Origin of the sequence: Amycolatopsis sp. PS_44_ISF1 (genome assembly GCF_032335455.1) — a bacterium.
Classification (GTDB): Bacteria; Actinomycetota; Actinomycetes; order Mycobacteriales; family Pseudonocardiaceae; genus Amycolatopsis.
Window position 1 is genome coordinate 1,301,589 of record NZ_JANUXO010000002.1, and the last position, 21,487, is coordinate 1,323,075.

Sequence of the window (21,487 nt, forward strand, 5' to 3'; positions counted from 1 at the left end):
GCCTCGCCGTCCTGTGGCTGAACCCTCGTGACGAAGGAGCAGCCATGACCGAGGAAACCGGTGTGATCGTGATCGGCGGCGGGTACGCCGGGGTGCTGGCGGCCAACCGGCTGACCCAGCGGGACGACGTGGCCGTCACGCTGGTCAACCCGCGCCCGGACTTCGTCGAGCGGATCCGCCTGCACCAGCTCGCGGGCGGGTCCGACGACGCCGTGGTCGGCTACCGGGAGGTGCTGTCCGAGCGGGTGCGGCTGGTCGTCGGCACCGTGGAACGGATCGACGCCGCCCACCGCACCGTGCGGCTGGCGACCGGCGACACGCTTTCCTACGATTACCTCGTGTACGCGGTGGGCAGCGGCAGCGCCGTGCCGCAAGTGCCGGGCGCGGCCGAATTCGCTTACCCGATCGGCGATCTGGAAGAGGCGCACCGGTTGCGGGCCGCCCTCCACACCGCCGCCGCGGCCCCGGTGACCGTGGTCGGAGCGGGGCCGGGCGGGATCGAGACCGCCGCCGAACTGGCCGAGACCGGGCGTTGCGTGACGCTGGTCTGCGGTGGCGTCCTCGGCCCGTACCTGCACCCCCGCGGCCGCCGCGCGGTGGCGAAGCGCCTGGCCCGGCTGGGCGTGACCGTGCTCGGCCCGGCGGTGACCGCGGTGACGCGCGAGACCGTGGAGCTGGGTGACGGGCGGGAAGTGCCGAGCGGGGTGACGATCTGGACCGCCGGCTTCGGCGTGCCGGGCTTGGCGCGCGCCAGCGGGCTGAGCACCGACGCGCTCGGCCGTCTGCGCACGGACGCGACACTGACCAGTGTGGACGATCCGCGCGTGGTCGCCGCCGGGGATTCGGCGGCCCCGGCCGGCCGGCCGTACCGGATGAGCTGCCAGGCCGCGGGCCCGCTGGGCGCGCAGGCGGCCGACACGGTACTCAGCCGCATCGCGGGCGAACGGCCCGTCGCGGTCCGGCTGGGGTTCGCCGGCCAGTGCCTGAGCCTGGGCCGCCGGGGCGGGATCTTCCAGTTCGCCCGCCGCGACGACGTCGCCATCGGGTTCCACCTCGGCGGCCGCCTCGGCGCGAAGATCAAGGAGCTGGTGTGCGCGGGCACGATCAGGCAGCTCACCCGGGAGGCGGCCGAGCCCGGTTCGCTGCGCTGGTTCAAGCCCGGTGCGAAAACCGTTGACCAAGCGGAAAATCACGCCGAAATCTGACGTCTCCGCGGGCACGAAGACCGCGAACGTCATGGACGACGACACCCGACTCAGCCGCCGCGGCTGGGAGGACTGACCACCGGACCCGTCAGTGACCACAGTGGACCAACGGGCGTCCACTGTGGTCACTGATCAGCCGCAGCCGTTCCAGTCAGCGGCCCGGAGCGTCCACCGGGACCCGAGTCGCGTTCCTGGCCGGCGGCGGACGGCGCGCGGTCCACCCGGTGGTCCCCCGGGCCGCGTCAGCTCACTGGCAGGCTTCGCAGTCCGGGTCCTCGATCCGGCAGGCGGCGCCGTCGGTGAGCGGGAAGTCGAAGTCGTCGAGGGCGGGCACGGCCGGCCCGGCGGGCGCTTCTTCCGGGGTGGTGGTGGCGGACATGGGACTCCTTCGGTGGCGAACGGTGCGTACCTCTGGTGTAGCGCCGAAGATCCACCGGCATTCCGTGACCCGCGCCACAGCCGTGGCCGCCGCCGGAGGGCCTTGGCCGGTCTTCGCCGACGTGCTAGCTTCCCCGGAATGCGCGCACGGTCGGCGATCGCCTACGTCACGACACTCGCTTCCCTGCTGACGGTCTTCCTGGCCGGCCCCGCCACCGCCGCGCCACGCCCGGGCGGAGAGTGCGCGACCCCGTCGATCGACCGGTACCAGCAGTGGCTGGCCAGCGGCGAAGGCACCACCGTCCCGGCCACCGGGAGCCTGCTGGTGCCGCGGCACCACGGTTACACGGCGAAGGTCGCCTTCGTCGGCGCCGAATGGCACGTCGCCGTCCTCTGGCTCGGCAACCGGTTCGAGGCGCAGGCCGACCTCTCCCGCTCCCGGGGCTTCCGGCTGACCTACTCCGCCACCGACGATCTGTACGTCCAGCTCCGCCCGGCCTCCCACTGGAGCGGCGGCGCCCAGTGGCTGACCCGGATCCCCTCGACCGGCGGCCGGGCGGCGACCAGGTTCTTCAGCTTCTCCCCCGCCGCCTGGACGGCCCTGCCCGAGCTGGGCACCCCGTCGCACTCCTTCGCCTCGGCCCTGACCGAGGCCCGCGGCCTGGTCTTCGTCGGCAAGACGCCGAACCGGCTGGAATTCCGCGGTCTGCGGGTGGACCGATACCGGCCGCCCTGCCGCTGAACCGCGCCGGGCCACCGGAGCAGCGATCCCGCTCGATCGCCCCCGTGATCGGCCCGATCGGGGTTGACCGGCCACTGAGGACAGTCCCGGTGCCGGCCCTCAGGCCGAGGGCACCAGGTGGTCCCCGGCCACCCCGGCCTTTTCCGGCGCGTAGTAGTCCTTGATCCCCTGCACCCAGATCCGCACCGTGATCCGGTCCTGGCGGTCCGGCCCGAACGCGTCGAACAGCTTGGCGATGTTGTCCGCGCCGAAGCCGATGGCGGTCATCAGCGCGGTGAACACGGGGCGCTCGATCAGGCCGTCGCCGTCCGGGTCGCCCATGGCGGCCAGGGCCTCGGCGAAGGTGGCGATCGTGCGGTCGAACCGCTCCGGGGAGAAGACGCAGTCCTGGAATTCCGCGAAACTGACCTTGCCGTCGCCGTCGGCGTCCAGCTCCCGGGCCAAAGTGGTCCAGAACTGACCGAAAGCGTCGGCCAGCTCCGCTTGGGCGGCATCACTGGCGGCCGGGGCCGCGGCGATGACGTTGCGCGTCATCAGGTCGAAATCGGCGGCCTCGAGCCGGCCGCTGCCGTCGGCGTCGAACAGGCGGAAGATCAGTTTGATGCGGTCGAGAGCTTCGGGGCGCATGAATGGTCCACCTTCGATCGAGGCCGGATTTCGCTGGCCCAGAATAGATCCGCGGACGGCCGGCCCGATACGGGCGGCACACGGATGTCGGCCGTGAACCATCGCCGGAGTTACGGCCTCGGGTCTTTCACTACGCTTGGTAGACCCGCGTTGGCACGAATGAGTCGAACCACGCGGGCATTCGGTCGTTCGCCGTTGCCGGGTGCCGGAAAAGCGTGGCCGGGGCCGAATAATCAGGCCCGGTGACCCGGCGGCGAAGGAACACCCGCCAGGGACCGCAACGACCGGGAAACCGCTACCCGAGAACGTCCACCTGCCCCCGGCGCCACCCGCACCCCGGGGGGACCAGCAGATCCGGCGCTTCGCCGGGCCTGGTCCACCCCTGCACCCACGACCACCAGGAGGCCCCGTGGCCGGCAGTCAGGAACCCACCGGCGGGGTGGCGACCGGGATCGGGCGGACCGCGCTGATGGTCGCCGCCGCCCGCGCGATCGAGACCCACCGCCCCGATTCGCTGGCACAGGACTGCTACGCGGAGCACTTCGTCCGGGCGGCCGGGGTCTGCGCGGGCTGGCCGGTGCGGCCCGAGGACGTCCCGGGCGGCGACGCGAACCCGCTGTGGGGCCGGCTGGGCCGGTACTTCGGCTTGCGCACCCGGGTGTTCGACGACTTCCTGCGGCGCGCGGCGCGGGGCGGCGCCCGGCAGATCGTGGTGCTCGGGGCCGGGCTCGACACCCGGGCCTACCGCCTCGAATGGCCGACCGGCTGCGTGGTGTTCCTGCTCGACCGGGCACCGGTGCTGGACTTCAGCCGCTCCGTGCTGGCGAGCGTCGGTGCCGTCACGCCGACGCCGTGCCGGTGGATCGCCGCCGACCTGCGGGACCAGGCGTGGCCCGGCGCGCTGGCCGCGGCCGGGTTCGACGCGTCCGCCCCGAGTGCCTGGCTGGCCGAGGGGCTGCTGCTGTACCTGCCCGCCGAGGCCGAGACCCGGCTGATGTCCACTGTGGATCTTCTGGCGGCGCCGGGCAGCGTGCTGGCCTACGAGGTCAAGCTCGGCCTGGAGTCCCCGGCGGTGCGCGACAGCCCGGTCTACACCACCACGAAGGAGCAGATCGGCATCGACCTGCTCGCCCTGTTCGACCGGCAGCCGCGGCCCGACACCCTGGCCGCCCTGATCGCGCGCGGCTGGTTCGCGACCGGCCACTCCCCGTTCGAGTTCACCCGGCTCCACCGGCGCGGACCCGAGCCGGAGCACCCCGACGCGCTGGCCGCCAACCGGTGGGTGTTCGCCGCCAAGCCCCCGGCCGGCCACCGGTGACCGGCCCCGGAGGCCCGGCGGGACCAGAGGCGGCGGGCCGGGCGGCGGACGAGCCCGGACCGGAGCGGCGCGACCGGCTGCGCCGGGAAATCTCCCACGCGGCCGTCCGGCCCCACGGCCGAGCACTCCGGCCACCGGCTGACCGCCCCGGCGATCGCACGAGCCGTGCGGGGGCCGTGGCGGGATGAGCCTCCCCGCCGCTCAGCGCGACGACAGCCGCTCGACCTCATCGGCGAACAACACCGCCGGATCGAACTCCATGCCCTCGAAGTGCCCGGCCAGTTCCAGGGAGAGCACCCCGTGCACGCGCGTCCAGAAGCTCAGCGCGCGGGCCAGGATCGCGGGTGGGGCCGGGTTCTCACCGGCCCAGCGGCGGTGGCGACCCAGTTCGGCGTCGAGCGGGGTGTCCGGGGCCTCGACCGGGCGGGCGGCGCTCGCGTCGATCACCACCGCCATGATCTCGGCCGAGATCCGGGTGGTGTCCTCCGGGGCGTGGTATCCGGGCACGGGAGTGCCGTAGATCAGGAAGTACCGCTGCGGGTCGGCCCGGGCCCAGTCGCGGAAGGCGTGGGCCAGACCGGCCAGGTCGGCACCGGCCGCGGCGCGCGCCTGGATCGTGTCGGCCAGGCTGCGGTAGGCGTCGCGGATGAGCTCGGTGAGCAGGTCGTCGCGGCTGGCGTAGTAGCGGTACAGCGCGGGGCCGCTCAGTCCGAGCTGCTTGGCGATGGCGTTGAGCGACAGCGCGGCGACGCCGGTCGTGGCCAGCTGCTCCCACGCGCGCTGCTTGATCTCCGCGCGCACCTGGGCCCGGTAGCGCTCCCGCGGGCTCGTCCCGGCCGTGTCGGTCATCAGTCCGCCCTTCCCGTTCCCACCCCGGTACGGTTAGAGCTTATCACTAACACTATTACCAATTACGCAACGCCACCCGGCAAACGGCGGCGCCGGGGCTGGTCTGCCCCGGCGCCGCCGTTCATCGGTCCCGGTGTTCGGAGTGCTACGAGGACGGGGCCGCCGCGTCACGCCTGCGCGATGAGGTGAAGGTCGTCGTGGTCCCTTGCTCGGCTCCCAGCTTGCTGAACGGCTGGGCCTCGGTCTCGTCGCCCTCCCGGTAGGTCTTGGCCGCGGTGCGCACGTTGTCCGCCGTCGTCTTCACGCCTTCGCCGGCCGAGCTCACCGCCTCCTTCGCCTTTTCCCCGGTCGGGTTCACGATCAACGGCAGGAAGGCGCACAGCAGCCCGTACGCGTCGGTGGACAGCGCCGTGTCCGCCGCCTGCCCCGCCGTGTTCAGCCGGTCGACCAGCCCGTCCAGATGGCTCGCGTGGGCGACCAGGTCGTCCGGCTCAACGTGAAAAGCGCCTGTCATCGCCCGCTCACTTCCAGTCCGTGTTCTTCCAGTCGCCGATCACCGGCGGCGCGACGACCTCGTCCGGGGAGAAGAACGACGGATCGTCGGACTCCACGTAGTCGGCGATCTTGTGCTCCTTGTCCTCCGGGCCCTTGCCGCCCTTGTTCGCCGCGCCCATACCGCCCATGCCCGGCGAACCGGGGGCGCCCTTGCCGCCGGCCCCGGCCGCACCACCGCGCGCGGCCAGCTCTTCGGGGGTCAGGCCGCCGGCGCCGGTGCTGCTGCCCGGTCCGCCCAGGCCCTTGGCCCCGCCCAGCCCGCCGGCGCCACCGCCGAGCCGGCTGCTGATGCTCTCGCCGTTGACTCCGCCGATCGACGGCATCTTGCCGCCGCCCGCCCCGCCGGAGCCGCCGAGGCTGCCACCGGAACCGCCACCGCCCGGCAAGTTGAGGTCGGGCATCTTCGGCGGGGTGTAGCCCGGTCCGCCACCGAGCGGGCCGCCGCCCGGCAGGCCGATGTCCGGGATGGACGGCGGCTTGTAGCTCGGGCCACCGCCGGTGCTCCCGCCCGGGCCGCCGCCCGGCGGCAGGTCGATGTCCGGGATCGACGGCGGGGTGAAGCCCTGGGCCTTGGTCCCGCCCGGGTCCTTGTCCTTCGGCAGGCTGACCGGGGGCATCGAGAACGGCGGCGGGGTGAAGCCCGGGCTGCCGGGGCTGCCGCCACCGGGCAGGCCCCCGCCCGGGATGCCGCCACCCGGAATCCCACCGCCCGGGCTGCCCCCGGTCGGGAGGGTGATGTCCGGCATCTTCGGCGGGGCGTAGCCCTGGGCCTGCGTCCCGTCGCCCGGACCGCCGCCGGGCAGGTTGAGCGGGGGCATGGCGGGGCTGCCGCCGCTGCCGTTACCACCGCCACCGCCGTTGCCACCGCCGCCCAGGCCGCCGAGCGGCTTGCCGTCGGGGCCGACGGGCTGGCCGTTCGGACCCAGCGGGATCCCGTTAGGACCCAGCACCGGCTTGCCGTCCGGACCGACCGGACCGCCGTTCGGCCCGGTCAGCGGCTTGCCGTCGGGGCCGACGGGCTGGCCGTTCGGACCCAGCGGGATCCCGTTCGGACCCAGCACCGGCTTGCCGTCCGGACCGACCGGTCCACCGTTCGGCCCGGTCAGCGGCTTGCCGTCGGCGCCGATCGGCTGGCCGTTCGGGCCGAGCACCGGCTTGCCGTCCGGGCCCAGCTGCTCGCCGTTCGGACCGAGCCGCACGGCCGGGGAAAGGGGCTTCGCCATCGACGAGAACGGGGTCCCGGCGCCGCTGGCACTGCCGCCCTTCTGGCTGTCCAGCTTCGGCGGGGCCGGGAAGTGCGGGGTGGCGACGGCGCCGGCGATGGTCTTGTCGTACTGCGCCATCGTCTGCGCGGCCTGCCCGCGGGCGGCCTGCTGCTCGCGGTACTTGCCGGTGATCAGGGCGGCCGACACGCCGTACTGCACCGGGTCCTTGATCGTCTGCAGTTGCGCGATGGACTGCCCCACGTTGAACTCGACCGGCGGGTTCGCCTTCATCGCGATCTGGGTCTGGTTCAGCGCCTGCGAGTGGACCTCCTGCTGCCGGCCGGACAGCACCGAGCCCTGGGCGGTCTCGCCGAGCCACTTGCCGACGTTCGCCATGTGCTCCCGGGCCGCGTCGCCACCACCGCCCTGCCAGTTCGAGGAGCTGGCGTTGATGGCGTCGGCCAGCGTCTTCTGGTGCCCGGTGAGTTCGTTGCCGACGCTCACCCACTCCTCGGAGGAGGAGGCGACGGTGGCCGGGTCGGCCTGCTCCGTGATCGCCTTCTGCATCTGCTCGTGGGTGGCGTTGTCCCAGTTGGTGACCGGCGGGGTGCCCGGGTCACGCATGGTCAGCCCGTTCTGCAGGCCCTTCTTGCTGTTGTCCAGGTTCGCCTGGTAGAGGCCCTGGATCAGCTGGTTCTTCGAATTCGGGTTGAGCACCGGGCCGAGCCAGCTGCCCAGGATGTCGCCCTGCACGGTGGAGATGTCCCGCAGGTCGTCGCCCGACTTCGCGTGGTCGGAGATCGGGCCGACGTAGTACTTGTTCGACGGGTCGGCCGTCATCTCGTAGTCCGGCGAGCTCGAGTCCATCTTCGGGTCGTAGTCCGGGCTCTTCTTGTCGTACTCCGGCGACTTCGGATCGGAGACCGCCGCTTTGTCCTTGTCGGTGACCGTTGCCACGGAAGTTCCTTTCAGCTCTGGTCGGCGGAGGGCAGGTTCTTGAGCGTGGCCTTGGTCCCGCTCTCACGATCGGCGTAGTTCTTCTTGGCGAGCTTGATCGCCTCGATGTAGGTCGGGAACTCGTTCTTCGCCGCCTGCAGCTGCGTGAGCAGGCCCTGCGCGTCGTTCGCCGTGTTGCTCATATGCTGGGCGACCCACTCGCCGGTGGCGGTGGACGACATCGCGGGCCTCTCGCCCACCTTCTGCAGCGCGCTCCAGCGGTGCTCGAGCGTGTCGATCACCGCCTCGAGCGCCGCGATCATCTTGTCGCCGGTCGTGTCGTCGACCGAGAAGCTGCCGGAGCGGGCGAGGTCCACCATCTTCCGGCCGGACAGCATCGGCTTCAACGGCTCCACCGCCTGCCACTGCGCCGTGGCCGGCATCGCGTCCCTCAGCACGGGAGTCTCGTCCGCCATCGTCTTCTCTTCCTTTTCACTCATGACAGCCCTGGCCCTCCCGGTGCTCCGGGGAGGCCACCGACCCGGGCCATGACGTCGATCTGCGCCGGGTTGTAGAGATCGTGGATCGCCGCGTTCATCATGTCCTCGGCGAACTGCGGGCCACGGGGCGCGTCCGCCGTGGTGCCCTTCAGTTCGGCCCAGCCGGCGTGCAGGGCGCCGACGTGCGGGGCCAGCCGCTCGGCCAGCCGGCGGCGGGTGTCCTCACCGGCGCCGGCGGGCAACCGGTCGAACTCCGCCATCGCCGGGTGCTCGCGCAGCCGCCGGAGCACCCGCTCGTGGGCCCGCAGGCCCACCGGGCCCAGCACCCGGCCGAGGACGACCAGGTAGGCGCGGTCGGCGTCGGTCAGCCCGGTGGGGGCCGGCTCCGGGGCCGCCGGGACGTCCTCGCTCAGGATCTGCTTCAGCTCGACCCGGGTGCGCCGCAGCCTCGCGACGGTCGCGGCCAGCTCCTCGTCCAACGAGCGCAGGGCCGCTTCGAAGTGGTCGTCGGCCTCGCCCATGGCGGCGATCTGGGGCAGCGAGAAGCCGAGCGTGGTCAGCCGCTTGATCCGCAGCACCCGCAGCAGGTGTGACGGGCCGTAGTGCTTGTAGCCGTTGGCACCGCGTTCCGGCTCGCTGAGCAGGCCGATCTCGTGGTAGTGCCGCACGGCGCGCACGCTGGCACCGGCGAGGTCGGCGACCTCGCGAGTGCTCCACGCCATGGCTCCCCTCCAGGAGTTCGTTCCGCGGCCCCGGCACGCCGCCCGGGCCATCCAAACCGGGCCCGGGCCGCGCGGTCAAGAATCGCTGCCCGTAATGCCCGTCCCGCCGTCGGTTCCAGATTACTGCCGTTCACCCCGACCGCGCGATCGGCTCGACCCGACCCGGGCGCGCCGCCCGGTACCAGTGGACACGGTGCCGGGCCGGACCGGCCAAGGAGAGCACCGATCTTCACCCTTTCTGCCCGGCGTAGCTGCCCCCCTGTCCACTGAGCGTGACGCACCACGGCCGCGCTCCTACACCCGCAGGACCCGCGGCGGGGCGGGACCCGCCGAATCGACCGCGCCGGATTTCCCCGCCGGACCCGGGGAATCAAACCCGGCCGCCGGGCGCTGAGGCGTGCGTGAAGAAGATCGGATTCCTCTCGTTCGGCCACTGGTCGGAGAGCCCCCCATCGGCGACCCGGTCGGCCGCCGACTTCCTGCACCAGTCGATCGACCTGGCGGTGGCGGCCGAGGAGCTGGGCGCGGACGGCGCGTACTTCCGCGTGCACCACTTCGCGCGCCAGGCGGCGAGCCCGTTCCCGCTGCTGTCGGCGATCGGCGCCCGCACGTCGCGGATCGAGATCGGCACGGGCGTGATCGACATGCGCTACGAGAACCCGCTGTACATGGCCGAGGACGCCGGGGCGGCCGACCTCATCTCGGGCGGGCGGCTGCAGCTCGGCGTCAGCCGTGGCTCCCCCGAGCAGGTGATCGACGGCTGGCGGTACTTCGGCTTCGTGCCCCGCGAGGGCGAGACCGAAGCGGATATGGCGCGCCGGCACACCGAGTCCTTCCTCGAGGTGATCGAGGGTGCGGGCTTCGCGCAGCCGAATCCGCGGCCGATGTTCGCCAACCCGCCCGGCCTGCTGCGGGTCGAGCCGCACTCCCCGGGCCTGCGTGAGCGCGTCTGGTGGGGCTCCAGCTCCAACGGCACCGGCGTCTGGGCCGCGAAGCTCGGCCTGAACCTGCAGAGCTCGACCCTCAAGACCGACGAGTCCGGCGAGCCGCTGCACGTCCAGCAGCGCAAGCAGATCGAGGCCTACCGGCAGGCCTGGCGGGAGGCCGGCCACGACCGGGAGCCGCGGGTCTCGGTCAGCCGCAGCATCTTCGCCCTGACCAGTGAGCTGGACCACGCCTACTTCGGCCACGACCGCCGGTCCCGCGACCAGATCGGCATGATCGACGACACGACCCGCGCCGTCTTCGGCCGCTCCTACGCCGCGGAACCGGACGAGCTGGTGCGGCAGCTCCGGCAGGACGAGGCCATCGCGGCCGCGGACACCCTGCTGCTGACCGTCCCGAACCAGCTCGGCGTCGAGTACAACACCCACGTGCTGGAGAGCATCCTCACGCACGTGGCGCCGGAGCTGGGCTGGCGCTGATCCGGACCGGCGCCCCGCGCACTCGGCCTGGGTCGAAGCGGTGCGCGAGCCGCTCACCGTGGCGACCCACCCGCGCTCGCCCCACCGGCCGGCGGCCCGTCGCCGACGTCGCGCGGGCCCGCCGCGGCCGAGGCACCGGTTGCCGGGACCCGCACGCCTTCAGCCAGACGACCCCGGGCGTGCGCGGCGCCGGTCAGCCGCCCACGCTCGCCGGTCAGCCGAGCACGCCGCTGACGTAACGCACCTCACCCATCCTCAGGCCGTCCTCGCCCAGGGGTGCGAGGCCGGCCACGGCGAGCAGTTCGCGCACCGTGGCCCCGGTCAGCGTCCAGCCGAGGCCGGTCAGGTACGGGCCGGCCTCGTTGCGGTCGCCGTAGTACCGCAGCTTGGCCATACCCGGGTCGAAGCCGCGGTCCTTCCAGCGCTGCGAGATGCGGTCGAGACTTTCCCGGGTCCGGTCCTCGCCGGCCGGTTCCGGGGCGGGGCGGCTCTCGGTGGCCAGCCGGCTGCCCGGGGCGCTCAGCTCGGTGACGGTGTCCAGCAGGCGATCCTGGGCGTCCGGCGGCAGGTAGCCGAGCAGGCCTTCGGCGCTCCACGCGGTCGGGCGGGCCGGGTCGAAACCGGCGGTGCGCAGGGCCGCGGGCCAGTCCTCGCGCAGGTCGGCCGCGGCGATCCGGTGCTCGGCGGCGGGCTCGGCGCCCAGCCCGGCCAGGGTGCGGGTCTTGAACTCGACCACCCCCGGCTGGTCCAGCTCGTAGACCACGGTCCCGGGCGGCCAGGCCAGCCGGTACGCGCGGGAGTCCAGGCCCCGAGGCCAGCAGCACCGCCTGCCGGACGCCCGCGGCGGTCGCTTCGAGGAAGAACCCGTCGTAGAACCGGCCCCGCACCTTGGCCACGTCGATCATCGCCCGTTCGACCAGCTCGCCCGGGGGCAGCTCGCCGGTCGCCAGCCGGGTCAGCAGCTCGACCCCGACCGCCCGCACGAGCGGCTCGGCGAACGGGTCGTCGAACCGCGAAGGGTCCTCGCGGGAGGCGATCGCCCGGGCCGCCGCGGCCGCGGTGGCGGTCGTGCCGACGCTGGAGGCCAGGTCCCAGCGATCTCCGTCGTGCCGGCCGGAAGTCGTCACCCGTCCCGTCCTCCCCCGGCCCCGGTGACCGCCGTGGTCATCGAAGCACCCTCCGCGCCGGCGGGGGCGGTTCGTCCACTCGGGACAGAAGGGGGCCCGGCGCCCGGTGAGCGCGTCCCCGGCGAGCAGGACCCCGGTCACCGGGTTGAGCGGCCCGATCGGCCGACCGACGCGGCGGGCAGGTGCTTCCGCCCGGTGAACCGGGCGGCGAACGCCAGCGCGGTGACCACCACGGTGAGGTACCCGGACCCGAGCAGCGCGGCCCGGTCCAGCGTGGGCGGCGCCCCCTCGGCCAGTACCGCCAGCGGGATCAGCAGCAGGCCGTCCACGATCGGCGGTTAGGAAGTCGAGGCGATCACGTCGGCCCAGCGCTTCGACCGGAGGTGGCCGACCGAAGACAGGGCCATCGCGCCCGCCGCGGCGGTCACGCCGAGCGCGTGGTCGCGAGCCGACCCCGGCCGGGCGCGAGCTGATCGCCGCCGCGTTCACCGAGCACCTGCCCCACGAGCGCCGGCTGGCCGGCGATCTCTCCCCGGCCGACGTCGCGCGGCTGCGACAGGTGCTCATCCCCTGGCCCGCCCGGCTCGAAGCGCCTCGGCGGTCGCCGGACCGGTGAACCGCGCCAGGCGGGCAGACCTGGCGCGGTCCGCGTTTCAGGCCCCCGGGCAGAGCAGCCGAGCCGGCTGCCCGAGCGGCTCGGCCTTCACGCAGCCGCCGGGCAGCCCTCCGTAGGCGGCTGGGCCGAAGTTCGCCGTGACGACCAGCGCGTGCTCGCCGAAGGTGGTCCGCTGGACCAGGCGGTCACCGGACAGCGTGGTGAAGCCGGTCATCGCCTTCGTGCCCGCCGCGGACTGGAGCCCAGCGAAGAAACGTTGCAGCGAAGCCAGTTCCGGGCCCTCCGCGGCCAGGGTCTGGCGGTCCAGGGCGAGGTTGAGCGGGGTGTTGTAGAGCATGGCCAGCAGGATCCGGGTGCGGCGCTGCCCGGGCAGCTTGTCCAGCGGCAGCTCCCAGCGGTCGAGGCTGACCACCGAGTCGTGCAGCACCGTCTCGTACAGGGGGACGCGGTAGCGCGGGTCGAACATCGCCTTGGCCACGTCCGCGGGAAGGGTGGCGGGCTTGAAGAAGAAGCCGGGCCGCGCGGGCGGCCAGTAGGTGCCCCAGGCGTCCTTGTCCCGCTCGGCGGCCCACAGCCCGTCCGCGACCGGGCTGCTGGAGCCGTGGCTGAACGCGAGCGCCGGGTTGGCCCAGGCCCCGGCGGTCTCCGAGCCCAGCACGAACCGCTCGCTCAGCTTCTCCATGCGGGACAGGCGGTTGGCCCGGTCCTGCGCCTCGGTCATCGGGTGGGCGGCGCTGTGGTCGCGGAACAGCTCGCCGGTCGCGTCCACGTCCAGGAAGTAGCTGTCCACGCCGTTCGCGGCCGTCGCGGCGACGCGGCCGGCCAGGTAGTTGTGGGTGGGCTCGGCCTCGGCCAGGGCCTGGGAGCTGAGGTAGCAGCCGCGGCCCCCGAACCCGGTCTCCGGCCGGCCCTGCGCGTCCTGCACGCAGGCGCCCGGCCAGACCGGCGACGGCCAGCGGGCGGCCGGGGTGTCGGCGGTGGCCGGGTCCTGTGCGTTGTCCCAGCTGTCGTAGGGGCCGACCAGGTAACCGGCGTCCCGGGCGGCGCGGACGGCGTCGGCGGGCATCGGGGTGCCGTCGGAGTCGTAGCCCAGCCACATCCGGCCGAGGCCGAGCTGCTGCATCCGGCGGACGGTCTCGGCGGTGCGGCCGTCGCCCCAGAGGTAGGCGTGGAAGGCGCCGATCAGCCTGCCCACCGCCGGGTTGGCGCGGATCTTCTGCTCCAGCCGGCTGAGCTGCCCGTGCCCGGCCAGCCAGCGGCGGTAGTCGAGCGCGGGGGCCACCGGGGAGCCGTCGGTGATGCTGAACGCCACGGTGTAGCCCGAAGTCCCGTCCCCGGCGTCGAACCGGTGGGTGGCCGCGGTGTGCAGCCGGCCCGCCCGGGAGACGAACTCCAGGCTGGTGCCGAGGTCGGTCGGCACCACGTACCCGGCGCCGACCGGGCCGAGGGTGTAGCCCCAGAACGGCATGGTGAGGTCCTGCAGGCGCACCGGGCCGGCGCCGCCGAGCTGCCCGTTCCACCACGGGTCGGCGACCGGCACGCTCAGCCCTTCGCCCCGGGGGAACTGCACGGCGGAGGCGGCCGGGTCGGTGCCGGTGACCGGCCAGCTCAGCGTGCTGCCCGCGGTCGCCTCCAGGTCCACCACCAGGCGGCCCTCGCGCGCCGAGGCCGAGGCGGTCAGGCCCCGGTCCGGGTAGGACCAGGTGTAGGTGCCGTGGCGGAGGGACACCGGCCCCGGGGCGCCCAGCGGCTCTCGCGCCCCTTCGGACAGCGTTCGCGGCCCGGCGGCGGTCAGGGCGTCGATCCGCAGTCCGTCCGGGTCCAGCCGCACGATTCCGCCGGTGACCGGGATGACCAGGGGGCCGGGCCCGCGATCGGCTCGGGCCGCGGGCGCCCCGGCCAGCACCGAGGCGGCCACCATGGTCGACATGGCCAGCACGGCCGGTTTCCTTCGTCTGCTCATGGCCCCCACCGTGGACGGCGCGGATGAGCGGCAGATGAGATCCGGCAGCGGCCCGGCCGCAGGCGCTCAGCCCGGCGGGAACCGGACCACGAACTCCGCGCCCCCGCCCGGGGCCGAACCCACCTCGGCCCGGGCCCCGTGGGCCCGCGCCACCTGGGCCACGATCGCCAGCCCCAGGCCCGAACCGGGCACGCCCCGCATCGCCGGCGCCCGGTAGAACCGGTCGAACACCCGCGCCCGGTCGGCTTCCGCGACCCCGGGCCCCTCGTCCCGGACGGTCAGCCGGCGCCCGGTGAGCTCGACCGCCACCGTGCCGCCCGCCGGGGAGAACTTGGCCGCGTTGTCCAGCAGGTTCCCCACCGCGCGGGCCAGGCGCTCCGCGCTGCCGGTGACCAGGGCCGGCTCCAGCCGGGCGGTGAAGGTGACACCCGGCCAGTGCCGCCGGGCCAGTTCGACCCGCTCGCCCACCACGGCTTCCAGCGGCACCGCTTCGGGATCGGGCCGGGGTTCGTCGCCGCGGGCCAGCTCGATCAGGTCGTCGACCAGGCGGGTCAGCTCCTCGAACTGGTCGCCGATGCGGCGCAGGACCTGCCGCCGCCGATCGTCGGTGAGCGGGGTGCCCAGGGTGAGCAGGTCGATGTCCGAGCGCAGGGCGGTCAGCGGGGTCCGCAGCTCGTGCGAGGCGTCCGCGACGAGCCGGCGCTGGGCGGTCAGCGACTCCTCCAGCGCGGCGAGCATGGTGTTGAAGTGCCGGGCCAGCTCGGCCGGCTCGTCCCGGCCGCGCACGGTGATCCGGTGGCCCGGGTCCCGGGTCTCGGCGATGTGCCGGGTGGCCCCGGTGATCCGGGCCAGCGGCCGCAGCCCGGCCCGCGCCACCAGGTAGCCGCAGCCGCAGGCCAGCACCACCCCACCGGCGCCGGCGAGCAGCAGCACCCGGCGGATCCGGTCGAGGCTCTGGGCCACCTGGTCCGAGCGCACGGCCACCTGCAGGGCCTGCCCCGGGCGCACCGGCACGGTCCGCACCCGCAGGGCCAGCCCGCCGGCCACGACGTCGCCGGTGAACTCCGCCCGCGTGCCCGCCGCGACCCCGCGGGCCTCGGGGGCGACCGGGAACAGCGCGGGCCCGCCCGGCGCGGCCGTGACGAGCTGCGCGCAGGCCGGCGCCGCCAGCCACTGGCAGCTCCGCTCGTCCGGGCGGTACCAGTCGCCCTGCTTGAGCTGCAGCAGGATCCGGTTGCTCTCGCGGGCCAGCCCGACGTCGAGCTGACGGGCGAGCTCGCGGTCGAAGAAGAAGTACGCGGCGAACGCCATGGCGGCCACGGCCACCGCGACCGACAGCGCGGCCAGCGCGGCCAGCCGGGTGCGCAGCGGCAGCGCCCGCCTCACGGCTCCCTCAGCTGGTAGCCCACCCCGCGCACGGTGTGCACCAGCCTCGGCTCGCCTTCGGCCTCGAGTTTCCGCCGCAGGTAGCGGATGTAGACCTCGACCGGGTTGCTGGCCGGGCCGAAGTCGTAGCCCCACACGCGTTCGGTGATCACCTCGCGGGTCAGCACCTGCCCGCGGTTGCGCAGCAGCAGTTCCAGCAGCGCGAACTCGGTCCCGGTGAACTGGATGGTCCGCTCCCCGCGACGCCCCTGCCGCGAAACCGGGTCCAGCACCAGGTCCGCGACGCGCGGCGGCGCCCCGTCCGGCTCGGGCCCGCCGCGCCGCAGCAGCGCGCGCACCCGGGCCAGCAGTTCCCCCAGGTGGTACGGCTTGACGACGTAGTCGTCGGCGCCCGCGTCCAGTCCGCCGACCCGGTCGTCGGCCGCGGCGCGGGCGGTCAGCACCAGGATCGGCACCCGGTTTCCCGCGGCCCGCAGCGCCCGGCACACGCCGAGGCCGTCGATCCCGGGCATCAGCACGTCGAGCAGGACCAGGTCCGGCCCGTGCGCGGACACCGCCCGCAGGGCCGCGGGCCCGTCCTCGGCCGTGACCACCCGGTAGGCGTGCGCTTCCAGGGCGTCGGCGACGGCGGCCCGTACCGCGGGCTCGTCGTCGGCGACGAGGACCAGTGGGGCAAGGGATTCGTCCATGACCCGGCCAGGGTAGCCGAGGCGGTTTCAGAAACCTCTCATCGAACGAGTCCACTGTGGTCGCATGCTCTCCCTTCGACGGCCGCGGGCCCTGGTGCCCCCGGCGCTGGCGCTGGCACTGGCGGCCCTGCTGCTGGGCCACCGCCTGGTGCCCGACCTCGGCGGCGCGGGCACCCTGGTGGACAGCTTCCTGCCCTGGTTCGGCCTCGGCGTGCTCCCGATCGCCGGGCTGGCGCTGGTCCTGCGGTCGCGGTCCGGGCCGGCCGCCCTGCTGGTGCCCGTGCTCGCGTGGGCGGCGCTGTTCGTGCCCTCGGCTCCGGACGGCGGGCCGGGCGGGCTCACGGTGGTGACGCAGAACGTCGGCGCGGGCAACCCCGAGGCCGGCGCGGCGGCCGCGGCCCTGGCCGGGACCGGCGCCGGGCTGGTCGCGGTCCAGGAACGGACCGGGCGCACCGGCCCCGCGATCGATTCGGCGCTGCGCCCCGGCCACCCGTACCGGGCCTTCGCCGGCACTGTCGGGCTCTGGAGCCGGTACCCGCTCGGCGAGATGGAGCGGCTCGACCTGGCGCAGGGCTGGGCCCGGGCCCTGCGGGCGCGGGTCCGGCTGCCCTCCGGGCCGGTCACGGTCTACGTCGCCCACCTCGCCTCCATCCGGCTCGGCGAGACCGCCGCCCGCGACCGGGCGCTGGCCGAGCTGACTGGGCTGCTCCGGGCCGACCGCTCCCCCCGGGTGCTGGTGCTCGGCGACCTCAACACCGCCTCGACCGACCGCCGGTTCGACGCGCTGGCCGCCACCGTCCCCGAGGTCCGGACGGGGTTCGGCTTCACCTGGCCCGCGGCCTTCCCGCTCACCCGCCCCGACCACGTGCTGGCCCGCGGCCTGACCCCGGCCGCCGCCACCGTGCTCCCGGCCCACGGCAGCGACCACCTCGCCCTGCAAGCGGATTTCCGGCCCTGACCGACCACTATGGACTGATTGATCACCTTTTCGGATGCCGGAACGGGCACGCTCACGCACGATGAGCGGGGAGTCCGAGCCGAGTCGAGAGGTCCGCGGTCGATGAGTGGTGTGAAATCCGGTGCCGGAAGGCCCCGGCGGGTGATGCTCGCCCTGCTGGCCATGGTGCTGTTCGCGCTGGGGGTGGCGGTGCCCGGCCCGGGCTCCCCCGCGTCCGCGGCCGAGACGCAGACCTGCGGGTTCGCCACGGCGGGCACCGGCACCTACGCGCGCACGCTGTGCTGGTTCGACCTGTCCGGCTACAGCGCTTCGGAGGCGGCGTCCGCCGCGGGCCAGCGCCTGACCTTCGCACTGCCGGGCGGCTACAAGCTCGCGGTCACCCTCAAGGTGTCGGGCGGTCCGGTCGCCCCCAACGCGCTGCCCACCTACTCGGCCGCCTACCTGGGCAACTCCGGGCACTACACCGGGGTGCCGGGCAAGCCCGCGCTCTACCAGACCGCCGCCGGCACCACCACCGTGGCCGCGCTGACCGACATCGTCGCCACCGACGCGAGCGGCGCCGAGGTCAAGGGATACGGACTGGTGGGCGCGGACGCCGAGTCGACCGACCCCGGCGAGTCCATCGAGTGGACCTCGTCCTCGCCGATCGAGTCCCTGACCGCGGACGCCTCCGGACCGGGCATCGGCAACGCGTGCGGCGGCGGGTACACCGGCATCGGCACCACCACCGTCCGCTGCGTCGGCCGCACCAGCTCCAACAAGACCGGCACCGCGATCATCTCCTCGGACGCGCCGACCTCGTTCACCCAGCGCATGGTGGGCGGCGGACGCCAGGCGGTCGGGTTCGGCGTGCTGGTCTCCAGCCTCCAGCTGTCCAAAAAGGTCGTCCGGGGCTTCGCCGGGGACTCCTTCGGCGTCTCCGTCGCGGCTTCGGACGGGTCCGTGCTCGGCTCCGCCGACACCAAGGGCGGTTCCTCGGCCAGCACCGGCGAGGTCACCGTGCTGGCCGGGGCCCGCGGCGGCGACTACACGCTGAACGAGAAGGCCACTTCGGGCCTGGAGTCCAATTACGACCGAGCGTGGTCCTGCACGCGCAACGGCGCCGCCGACGGCAAGCTGCCCACCGGTGACGCCGGCGGCTCGGCCCGGGTGCACGTCGACGTCGGCGACTTCGTCTCCTGCACGATCACCAACACGGCCAAGGCGGCCACGCTGAGCCTGGTGAAGCACGCCGCCGCGCCGGTCGACGTGAACGGCAACGGCATCACCGACGCCGGCGACACCGTCGCGTACACCTTCACCGTGACCAACACCGGCGCGCTGACGCTGAACGACCTCACCGTGGCCGACGCCAAGGCCGGCGCGGTCACCTGCCCGCGGCCGTCGCTGGCCCCGGGCCAGTCGCAGACCTGCACCGCCCGGGTCCCGTACGTGATCACCCCGGCGGACGAGGCGAACGGGGCCGCGGTCAACACCGCGACGGCCTCCGGGCGGCCACCCGGCGTGACCACCCGGGTGACCTCGGACCCGTCGTCCACCCGCACCCCCACCGAGAAGCCGAAGCCGGCGCTGACCCTGAAGAAGTCCGCCTCCCCCGACGGCCCGGGGTCCTTCACGGCCGGGCAGCCGATCACCTACTCGTTCCTGGTCACCAACACCGGCAACGTGCCGCTGAACGAGATCGGGGTCGACGAGACCGCCTTCTCCGGCAGCGCCGCGATGACCACCCCGGTCTGCCCGGTCGCCACCCTCGCCCCCGGCGCCGCCACCACCTGCACCGCCACCTACGTGCTGACGCAGGAGGACGTCGACTCGGGCCGGCTGGACAACACCGCCACCGCGCACGGCCGGCCGCCCGGCGCCGGGGACCCGACCACCTCGAACCCCTCCAGCGTGTCGATCCCGACGCCCGCGCACCCGGAGATCACCCTGGAGAAGACCGCCGACCCGGCCACGGTCGTGCGGGCGGGCCAGTCCGTGACCTACCGGTTCACCGTGACCAACACCGGGGACGTGACGCTGCACGGGGTCGGGGTGGACGAGACCCGGTTCACCGGTTCCGGTCCCGCTCCGGAGATCCAGTGCCCGAACGTGGTGCTCGCGCCCGGAGCGGCCCAGACCTGCCTGGCCGTCTACCGCGTCACCCAGGCGGACATCGACGCGGGGGCGATCGACAACACCGCCGTCGCGCGCGGCACGGCGCCGCGCGCGACCGAGCCGACCACCTCGGCGCCTTCCTCGGCGAAGGTGACCGCCCTGCGCTCCGCCGCGCTCACGCTGGCCAAATCGGCCGAGCCGCCCGTGGTCGCGACCGCGGGCGAGCCGGTCCGCTACTCGTTCACGGTGACCAACACCGGCAACACCACGCTGACCGGCGTGACCGTGACCGAGGGCGAATTCAGCGGCAGCGGAACGCTTTCCGCGGTCACCTGCCCGGCCGGCGGGACCACGGTCCCGGCGCTGGCACCCGGCCAGAGCGCCGTGTGCACCGCGGACTACGCCGTGACCCAGGCCGACCTCGACGCCGGGCGGATCACCAACAGCGCGACCGCCGCCGGCACCCCGCCCGCCGGTCTCCCCCCGGCGACCACCCCGCCGGCGACCGCGGTGGTCACGGCGGCCGGCGGCCCGGCGCTGACCCTGGCCAAGACGGCCGAGCCCAGCACCGTGGACCGGGCCGGGGCCGAGGTCGCCTACCGGTTCGTGGTGACCAACAGCGGCAACCGCACGCTGACCGCGGTGACCGTGCGGGAAACCGCGTTCAGCGGCAGCGGGACGCTCTCGGCGATCGCGTGCCCGGCGGACACGCTGGCCCCCGGCCAGTCGATCACCTGCACCGCCTCCTACACCGTGACCCAGGCCGACGCGGACGCCGGCTCGGTGACCAACACCGCCGAGGCGACCGGTACCCCGCCCCAGGGCGGCCCGGTGACCTCCGGACCGGCTCAGGCGAGGGTGACCGTGCCAGGCCGCACGGGCCTGTCGCTGGTGAAGTCGGCCGATCCGGCGGATGAGGGACACTTCCACGCGGGCCAGACCGTCCGCTATTCGTTCGTGGTGACCAACACCGGCAACGTGACCCTCGCCGACGTCACGGTGCGGGAGACGGCGTTCTCCGGCACCGGGGCGTTCTCCCCGCTGTCGTGCCCGGGCGGCGGCGAGACCGTGGCCACCCTGGCGCCGGGCGAGCAGGCGGTCTGCACGGCGACCTACACGCTGACCCAGTCCGATGTGGACGCCGGGCGGGTGACGAACACGGCCGTCGCCACCGGGAACCCGCCGGCGGGTCACGAGCCGCCGGACTCGAACCCGTCCACCGTGGTCGTGCCGACCCCGGCCGAAGCCGCGCTGACGCTGGCCAAGACGGCGAGCCCGGACACGGTCACCGCCGCCGGCCAGGAGGTCACCTACTCCTTCGTGGTCACCAACACCGGCAACGTCACGCTCAGCCCGGTGACGGTCCGCGAGACCCGGTTCACCGGCAGCGGCGCGGCGCCCGCCCCGGTCTGCCCGGGCGGGGCCTCGCTGGCGCCCGGCCAGCACCTCACCTGCACCGCGGCCTACCGCGTCACGCAGTCCGATGTGGACGCCGGGTCGATCGACAACACCGCCGTGGCCACGGGCACCCCGCCCGAGGGCGGTGCGCCGGTCGACTCGCCGCCGGCGAGCGCGAAGGTGCGCGTCACCGCGGCGGCGGCGCTCACGATCATGAAGACGGCCCAGCCCTCCGACCTCGACGGTGACGGCCGGATCGGCGCCGGCGACCGGATAAGCTGGACGATCACCGTCCGCAACCCCGGCGCGGTGACCGTCCGCGGGATCGAGGTGCACGACCCGACGGCGGGCCCGGTCACCTGCCCGGCCACCGTGCTCGCCCCGGGTCAGGCCATGACCTGCACCACCACGCCGCACACGGTCACCGCGGCGGACGTGCGGGCGGGCCGGGTCCGCAACGTGGCCACCGCCTCGGGCACCGACCCCGGGGGCAAGCCGGTCCCCGGCGGCGAGGCGAGCGCCACCGTCCCGGTCTTCCCGGCGCCGCCGGCCCCGGGTCCCGGTCCCGGCCCGGTCACCGGCCCGGGTGAGCCGCCGCACCGGCTGCCGGACACCGGGGTGAACGTGGCCTGGCCGCTTTCGCTGGCCGGACTGCTGCTGATCGCCGGCTTGGCCCTGTACCTGACCGGGAGGCGGCGACTGCGGTAGCGGATGGGGAGAGGCCCGGCCGGAAGCGTTCCGATGGAATCGGGAACGGCTTCCGGCCGGGCCTCTGTCTTGTCCTCGTCGATT

The 21,487-nt window shown here is 74.2% G+C and carries 18 protein-coding genes and 1 pseudogene; 6 read left to right on the forward strand and 13 right to left on the reverse strand.

Going from position 1 to position 21,487, the window contains the following annotated elements:
* Positions 1 to 44 precede the first annotated feature (44 nt).
* Complete coding sequence (locus NYF13_RS20205) at positions 45 to 1,205, forward strand: FAD-dependent oxidoreductase (protein ID WP_315658816.1); 1,161 nt, start codon at positions 45 to 47, stop codon at positions 1,203 to 1,205.
* A gap of 247 nt (positions 1,206 to 1,452) precedes the next feature.
* Here NYF13_RS20205 and NYF13_RS20210 read toward each other — a convergent pair whose 3' ends face one another.
* Positions 1,453 to 1,584, reverse strand: a complete 132-nt coding sequence (locus tag NYF13_RS20210; RefSeq protein WP_315658818.1) for a hypothetical protein — start codon at positions 1,582 to 1,584, stop codon at positions 1,453 to 1,455.
* 138 nt (positions 1,585 to 1,722) lie between these two features.
* Here NYF13_RS20210 and NYF13_RS20215 point away from each other — a divergent pair, with 138 nt between their 5' ends.
* The gene (locus tag NYF13_RS20215; RefSeq protein ID WP_315658819.1) at positions 1,723 to 2,325 is read left to right on the forward strand and encodes a hypothetical protein; all 603 of its coding nucleotides are present in this window, start codon (positions 1,723 to 1,725) and stop codon (positions 2,323 to 2,325) included.
* Between the two features lie 99 nt (positions 2,326 to 2,424).
* Here NYF13_RS20215 and NYF13_RS20220 read toward each other — a convergent pair whose 3' ends face one another.
* The gene (locus NYF13_RS20220) at positions 2,425 to 2,952 is read right to left on the reverse strand and encodes an EF-hand domain-containing protein (protein WP_315658820.1); all 528 of its coding nucleotides are present in this window, start codon (positions 2,950 to 2,952) and stop codon (positions 2,425 to 2,427) included.
* A gap of 409 nt (positions 2,953 to 3,361) precedes the next feature.
* Here NYF13_RS20220 and NYF13_RS20225 point away from each other — a divergent pair, with 409 nt between their 5' ends.
* Positions 3,362 to 4,270 (forward strand): SAM-dependent methyltransferase, encoded by a 909-nt coding sequence (locus NYF13_RS20225; RefSeq protein WP_315658821.1) that lies wholly within the window; start codon positions 3,362 to 3,364, stop codon positions 4,268 to 4,270.
* A gap of 201 nt (positions 4,271 to 4,471) precedes the next feature.
* On the opposite strand, the gene NYF13_RS20230 is transcribed toward NYF13_RS20225, so the two are convergent.
* The 5 genes from NYF13_RS20230 to NYF13_RS20250 all read right to left on the reverse strand — a co-directional run bounded on the left by NYF13_RS20230 (position 4,472) and on the right by NYF13_RS20250 (position 9,037).
* Positions 4,472 to 5,119 (reverse strand): TetR/AcrR family transcriptional regulator, encoded by a 648-nt coding sequence (locus tag NYF13_RS20230; RefSeq protein ID WP_315658823.1) that lies wholly within the window; start codon positions 5,117 to 5,119, stop codon positions 4,472 to 4,474.
* Between the two features lie 145 nt (positions 5,120 to 5,264).
* Complete coding sequence (locus NYF13_RS20235; RefSeq protein ID WP_315658824.1) at positions 5,265 to 5,633, reverse strand: type VII secretion target; 369 nt, start codon at positions 5,631 to 5,633, stop codon at positions 5,265 to 5,267.
* 7 nt (positions 5,634 to 5,640) lie between these two features.
* The gene (locus NYF13_RS20240; RefSeq protein WP_315658825.1) at positions 5,641 to 7,836 is read right to left on the reverse strand and encodes a hypothetical protein; all 2,196 of its coding nucleotides are present in this window, start codon (positions 7,834 to 7,836) and stop codon (positions 5,641 to 5,643) included.
* Between the two features lie 11 nt (positions 7,837 to 7,847).
* Positions 7,848 to 8,315, reverse strand: a complete 468-nt coding sequence (locus NYF13_RS20245) for a hypothetical protein (protein WP_315658826.1) — start codon at positions 8,313 to 8,315, stop codon at positions 7,848 to 7,850.
* Positions 8,312 to 9,037, reverse strand: a complete 726-nt coding sequence (locus tag NYF13_RS20250) for a MerR family transcriptional regulator (protein ID WP_315658827.1) — start codon at positions 9,035 to 9,037, stop codon at positions 8,312 to 8,314. Before NYF13_RS20250 ends, NYF13_RS20245 begins: the two co-directional genes overlap by 4 nt.
* A gap of 401 nt (positions 9,038 to 9,438) precedes the next feature.
* On the opposite strand from NYF13_RS20250, the gene NYF13_RS20255 reads away from it, so the two are divergent.
* Positions 9,439 to 10,461 (forward strand): LLM class flavin-dependent oxidoreductase, encoded by a 1,023-nt coding sequence (locus NYF13_RS20255; protein ID WP_315658828.1) that lies wholly within the window; start codon positions 9,439 to 9,441, stop codon positions 10,459 to 10,461.
* 214 nt (positions 10,462 to 10,675) lie between these two features.
* Here NYF13_RS20255 and NYF13_RS20260 read toward each other — a convergent pair whose 3' ends face one another.
* The 6 genes and pseudogenes from NYF13_RS20260 to NYF13_RS20285 form a co-directional block, all read right to left on the reverse strand.
* A complete protein-coding gene (locus NYF13_RS20260) occupies positions 10,676 to 11,224 on the reverse strand; it encodes an SAM-dependent methyltransferase (protein ID WP_315658829.1) in 549 nt (182 codons plus the stop codon).
* 103 nt (positions 11,225 to 11,327) lie between these two features.
* A pseudogene (locus NYF13_RS20265) lies at positions 11,328 to 11,729 on the reverse strand (class I SAM-dependent methyltransferase); the annotation flags it as partial.
* The gene (locus tag NYF13_RS20270; RefSeq protein WP_315658830.1) at positions 11,726 to 11,917 is read right to left on the reverse strand and encodes a hypothetical protein; all 192 of its coding nucleotides are present in this window, start codon (positions 11,915 to 11,917) and stop codon (positions 11,726 to 11,728) included. The gene NYF13_RS20270 and the pseudogene NYF13_RS20265, both read right to left, overlap by 4 nt.
* Positions 11,918 to 12,241: 324 nt before the next feature.
* Positions 12,242 to 14,167: a glycoside hydrolase gene (locus NYF13_RS20275; RefSeq protein WP_315658831.1), complete on the reverse strand. Its 1,926-nt coding sequence runs from the start codon at positions 14,165 to 14,167 to the stop codon at positions 12,242 to 12,244.
* A 66-nt stretch (positions 14,168 to 14,233) separates the two neighbouring features.
* The gene (locus NYF13_RS20280) at positions 14,234 to 15,553 is read right to left on the reverse strand and encodes a HAMP domain-containing sensor histidine kinase (protein WP_315658832.1); all 1,320 of its coding nucleotides are present in this window, start codon (positions 15,551 to 15,553) and stop codon (positions 14,234 to 14,236) included.
* On the reverse strand, positions 15,550 to 16,242 hold the full coding sequence (locus tag NYF13_RS20285) for a response regulator transcription factor (protein WP_315658833.1): 693 nt from the start codon (positions 16,240 to 16,242) through the stop codon (positions 15,550 to 15,552). Before NYF13_RS20285 ends, NYF13_RS20280 begins: the two co-directional genes overlap by 4 nt.
* Positions 16,243 to 16,306: 64 nt before the next feature.
* Here NYF13_RS20285 and NYF13_RS20290 point away from each other — a divergent pair, with 64 nt between their 5' ends.
* Together NYF13_RS20290 and NYF13_RS20295 are read left to right on the forward strand one after the other, a co-directional pair.
* The gene (locus tag NYF13_RS20290) at positions 16,307 to 17,200 is read left to right on the forward strand and encodes an endonuclease/exonuclease/phosphatase family protein (RefSeq protein ID WP_315658835.1); all 894 of its coding nucleotides are present in this window, start codon (positions 16,307 to 16,309) and stop codon (positions 17,198 to 17,200) included.
* 102 nt (positions 17,201 to 17,302) lie between these two features.
* Positions 17,303 to 21,403, forward strand: coding sequence for an LPXTG cell wall anchor domain-containing protein (locus NYF13_RS20295; protein WP_315658836.1), 4,101 nt, complete (start codon positions 17,303 to 17,305; stop codon positions 21,401 to 21,403).
* The last annotated feature ends 84 nt before the right edge of the window (positions 21,404 to 21,487 follow it).

Coding starts and splice junctions, on each gene's coding strand:
- NYF13_RS20210 (WP_315658818.1), bottom strand. CDS start 1,584: ATGTCCGCCACCACCACCCCGGAAGAAGCGCCCGCCGGGCCGGCCGTG.
- NYF13_RS20220 (WP_315658820.1), bottom strand. CDS start 2,952: ATGCGCCCCGAAGCTCTCGACCGCATCAAACTGATCTTCCGCCTGTTC.
- NYF13_RS20250 (WP_315658827.1), bottom strand. CDS start 9,037: ATGGCGTGGAGCACTCGCGAGGTCGCCGACCTCGCCGGTGCCAGCGTG.
- NYF13_RS20285 (WP_315658833.1), bottom strand. CDS start 16,242: ATGGACGAATCCCTTGCCCCACTGGTCCTCGTCGCCGACGACGAGCCC.
- NYF13_RS20290 (WP_315658835.1), top strand. CDS start 16,307: ATGCTCTCCCTTCGACGGCCGCGGGCCCTGGTGCCCCCGGCGCTGGCG.
- NYF13_RS20230 (WP_315658823.1), bottom strand. CDS start 5,119: ATGACCGACACGGCCGGGACGAGCCCGCGGGAGCGCTACCGGGCCCAG.
- NYF13_RS20235 (WP_315658824.1), bottom strand. CDS start 5,633: ATGACAGGCGCTTTTCACGTTGAGCCGGACGACCTGGTCGCCCACGCG.
- NYF13_RS20245 (WP_315658826.1), bottom strand. CDS start 8,315: ATGAGTGAAAAGGAAGAGAAGACGATGGCGGACGAGACTCCCGTGCTG.
- NYF13_RS20215 (WP_315658819.1), top strand. CDS start 1,723: ATGCGCGCACGGTCGGCGATCGCCTACGTCACGACACTCGCTTCCCTG.
- NYF13_RS20205 (WP_315658816.1), top strand. CDS start 45: ATGACCGAGGAAACCGGTGTGATCGTGATCGGCGGCGGGTACGCCGGG.
- NYF13_RS20295 (WP_315658836.1), top strand. CDS start 17,303: ATGAGTGGTGTGAAATCCGGTGCCGGAAGGCCCCGGCGGGTGATGCTC.
- NYF13_RS20275 (WP_315658831.1), bottom strand. CDS start 14,167: ATGAGCAGACGAAGGAAACCGGCCGTGCTGGCCATGTCGACCATGGTG.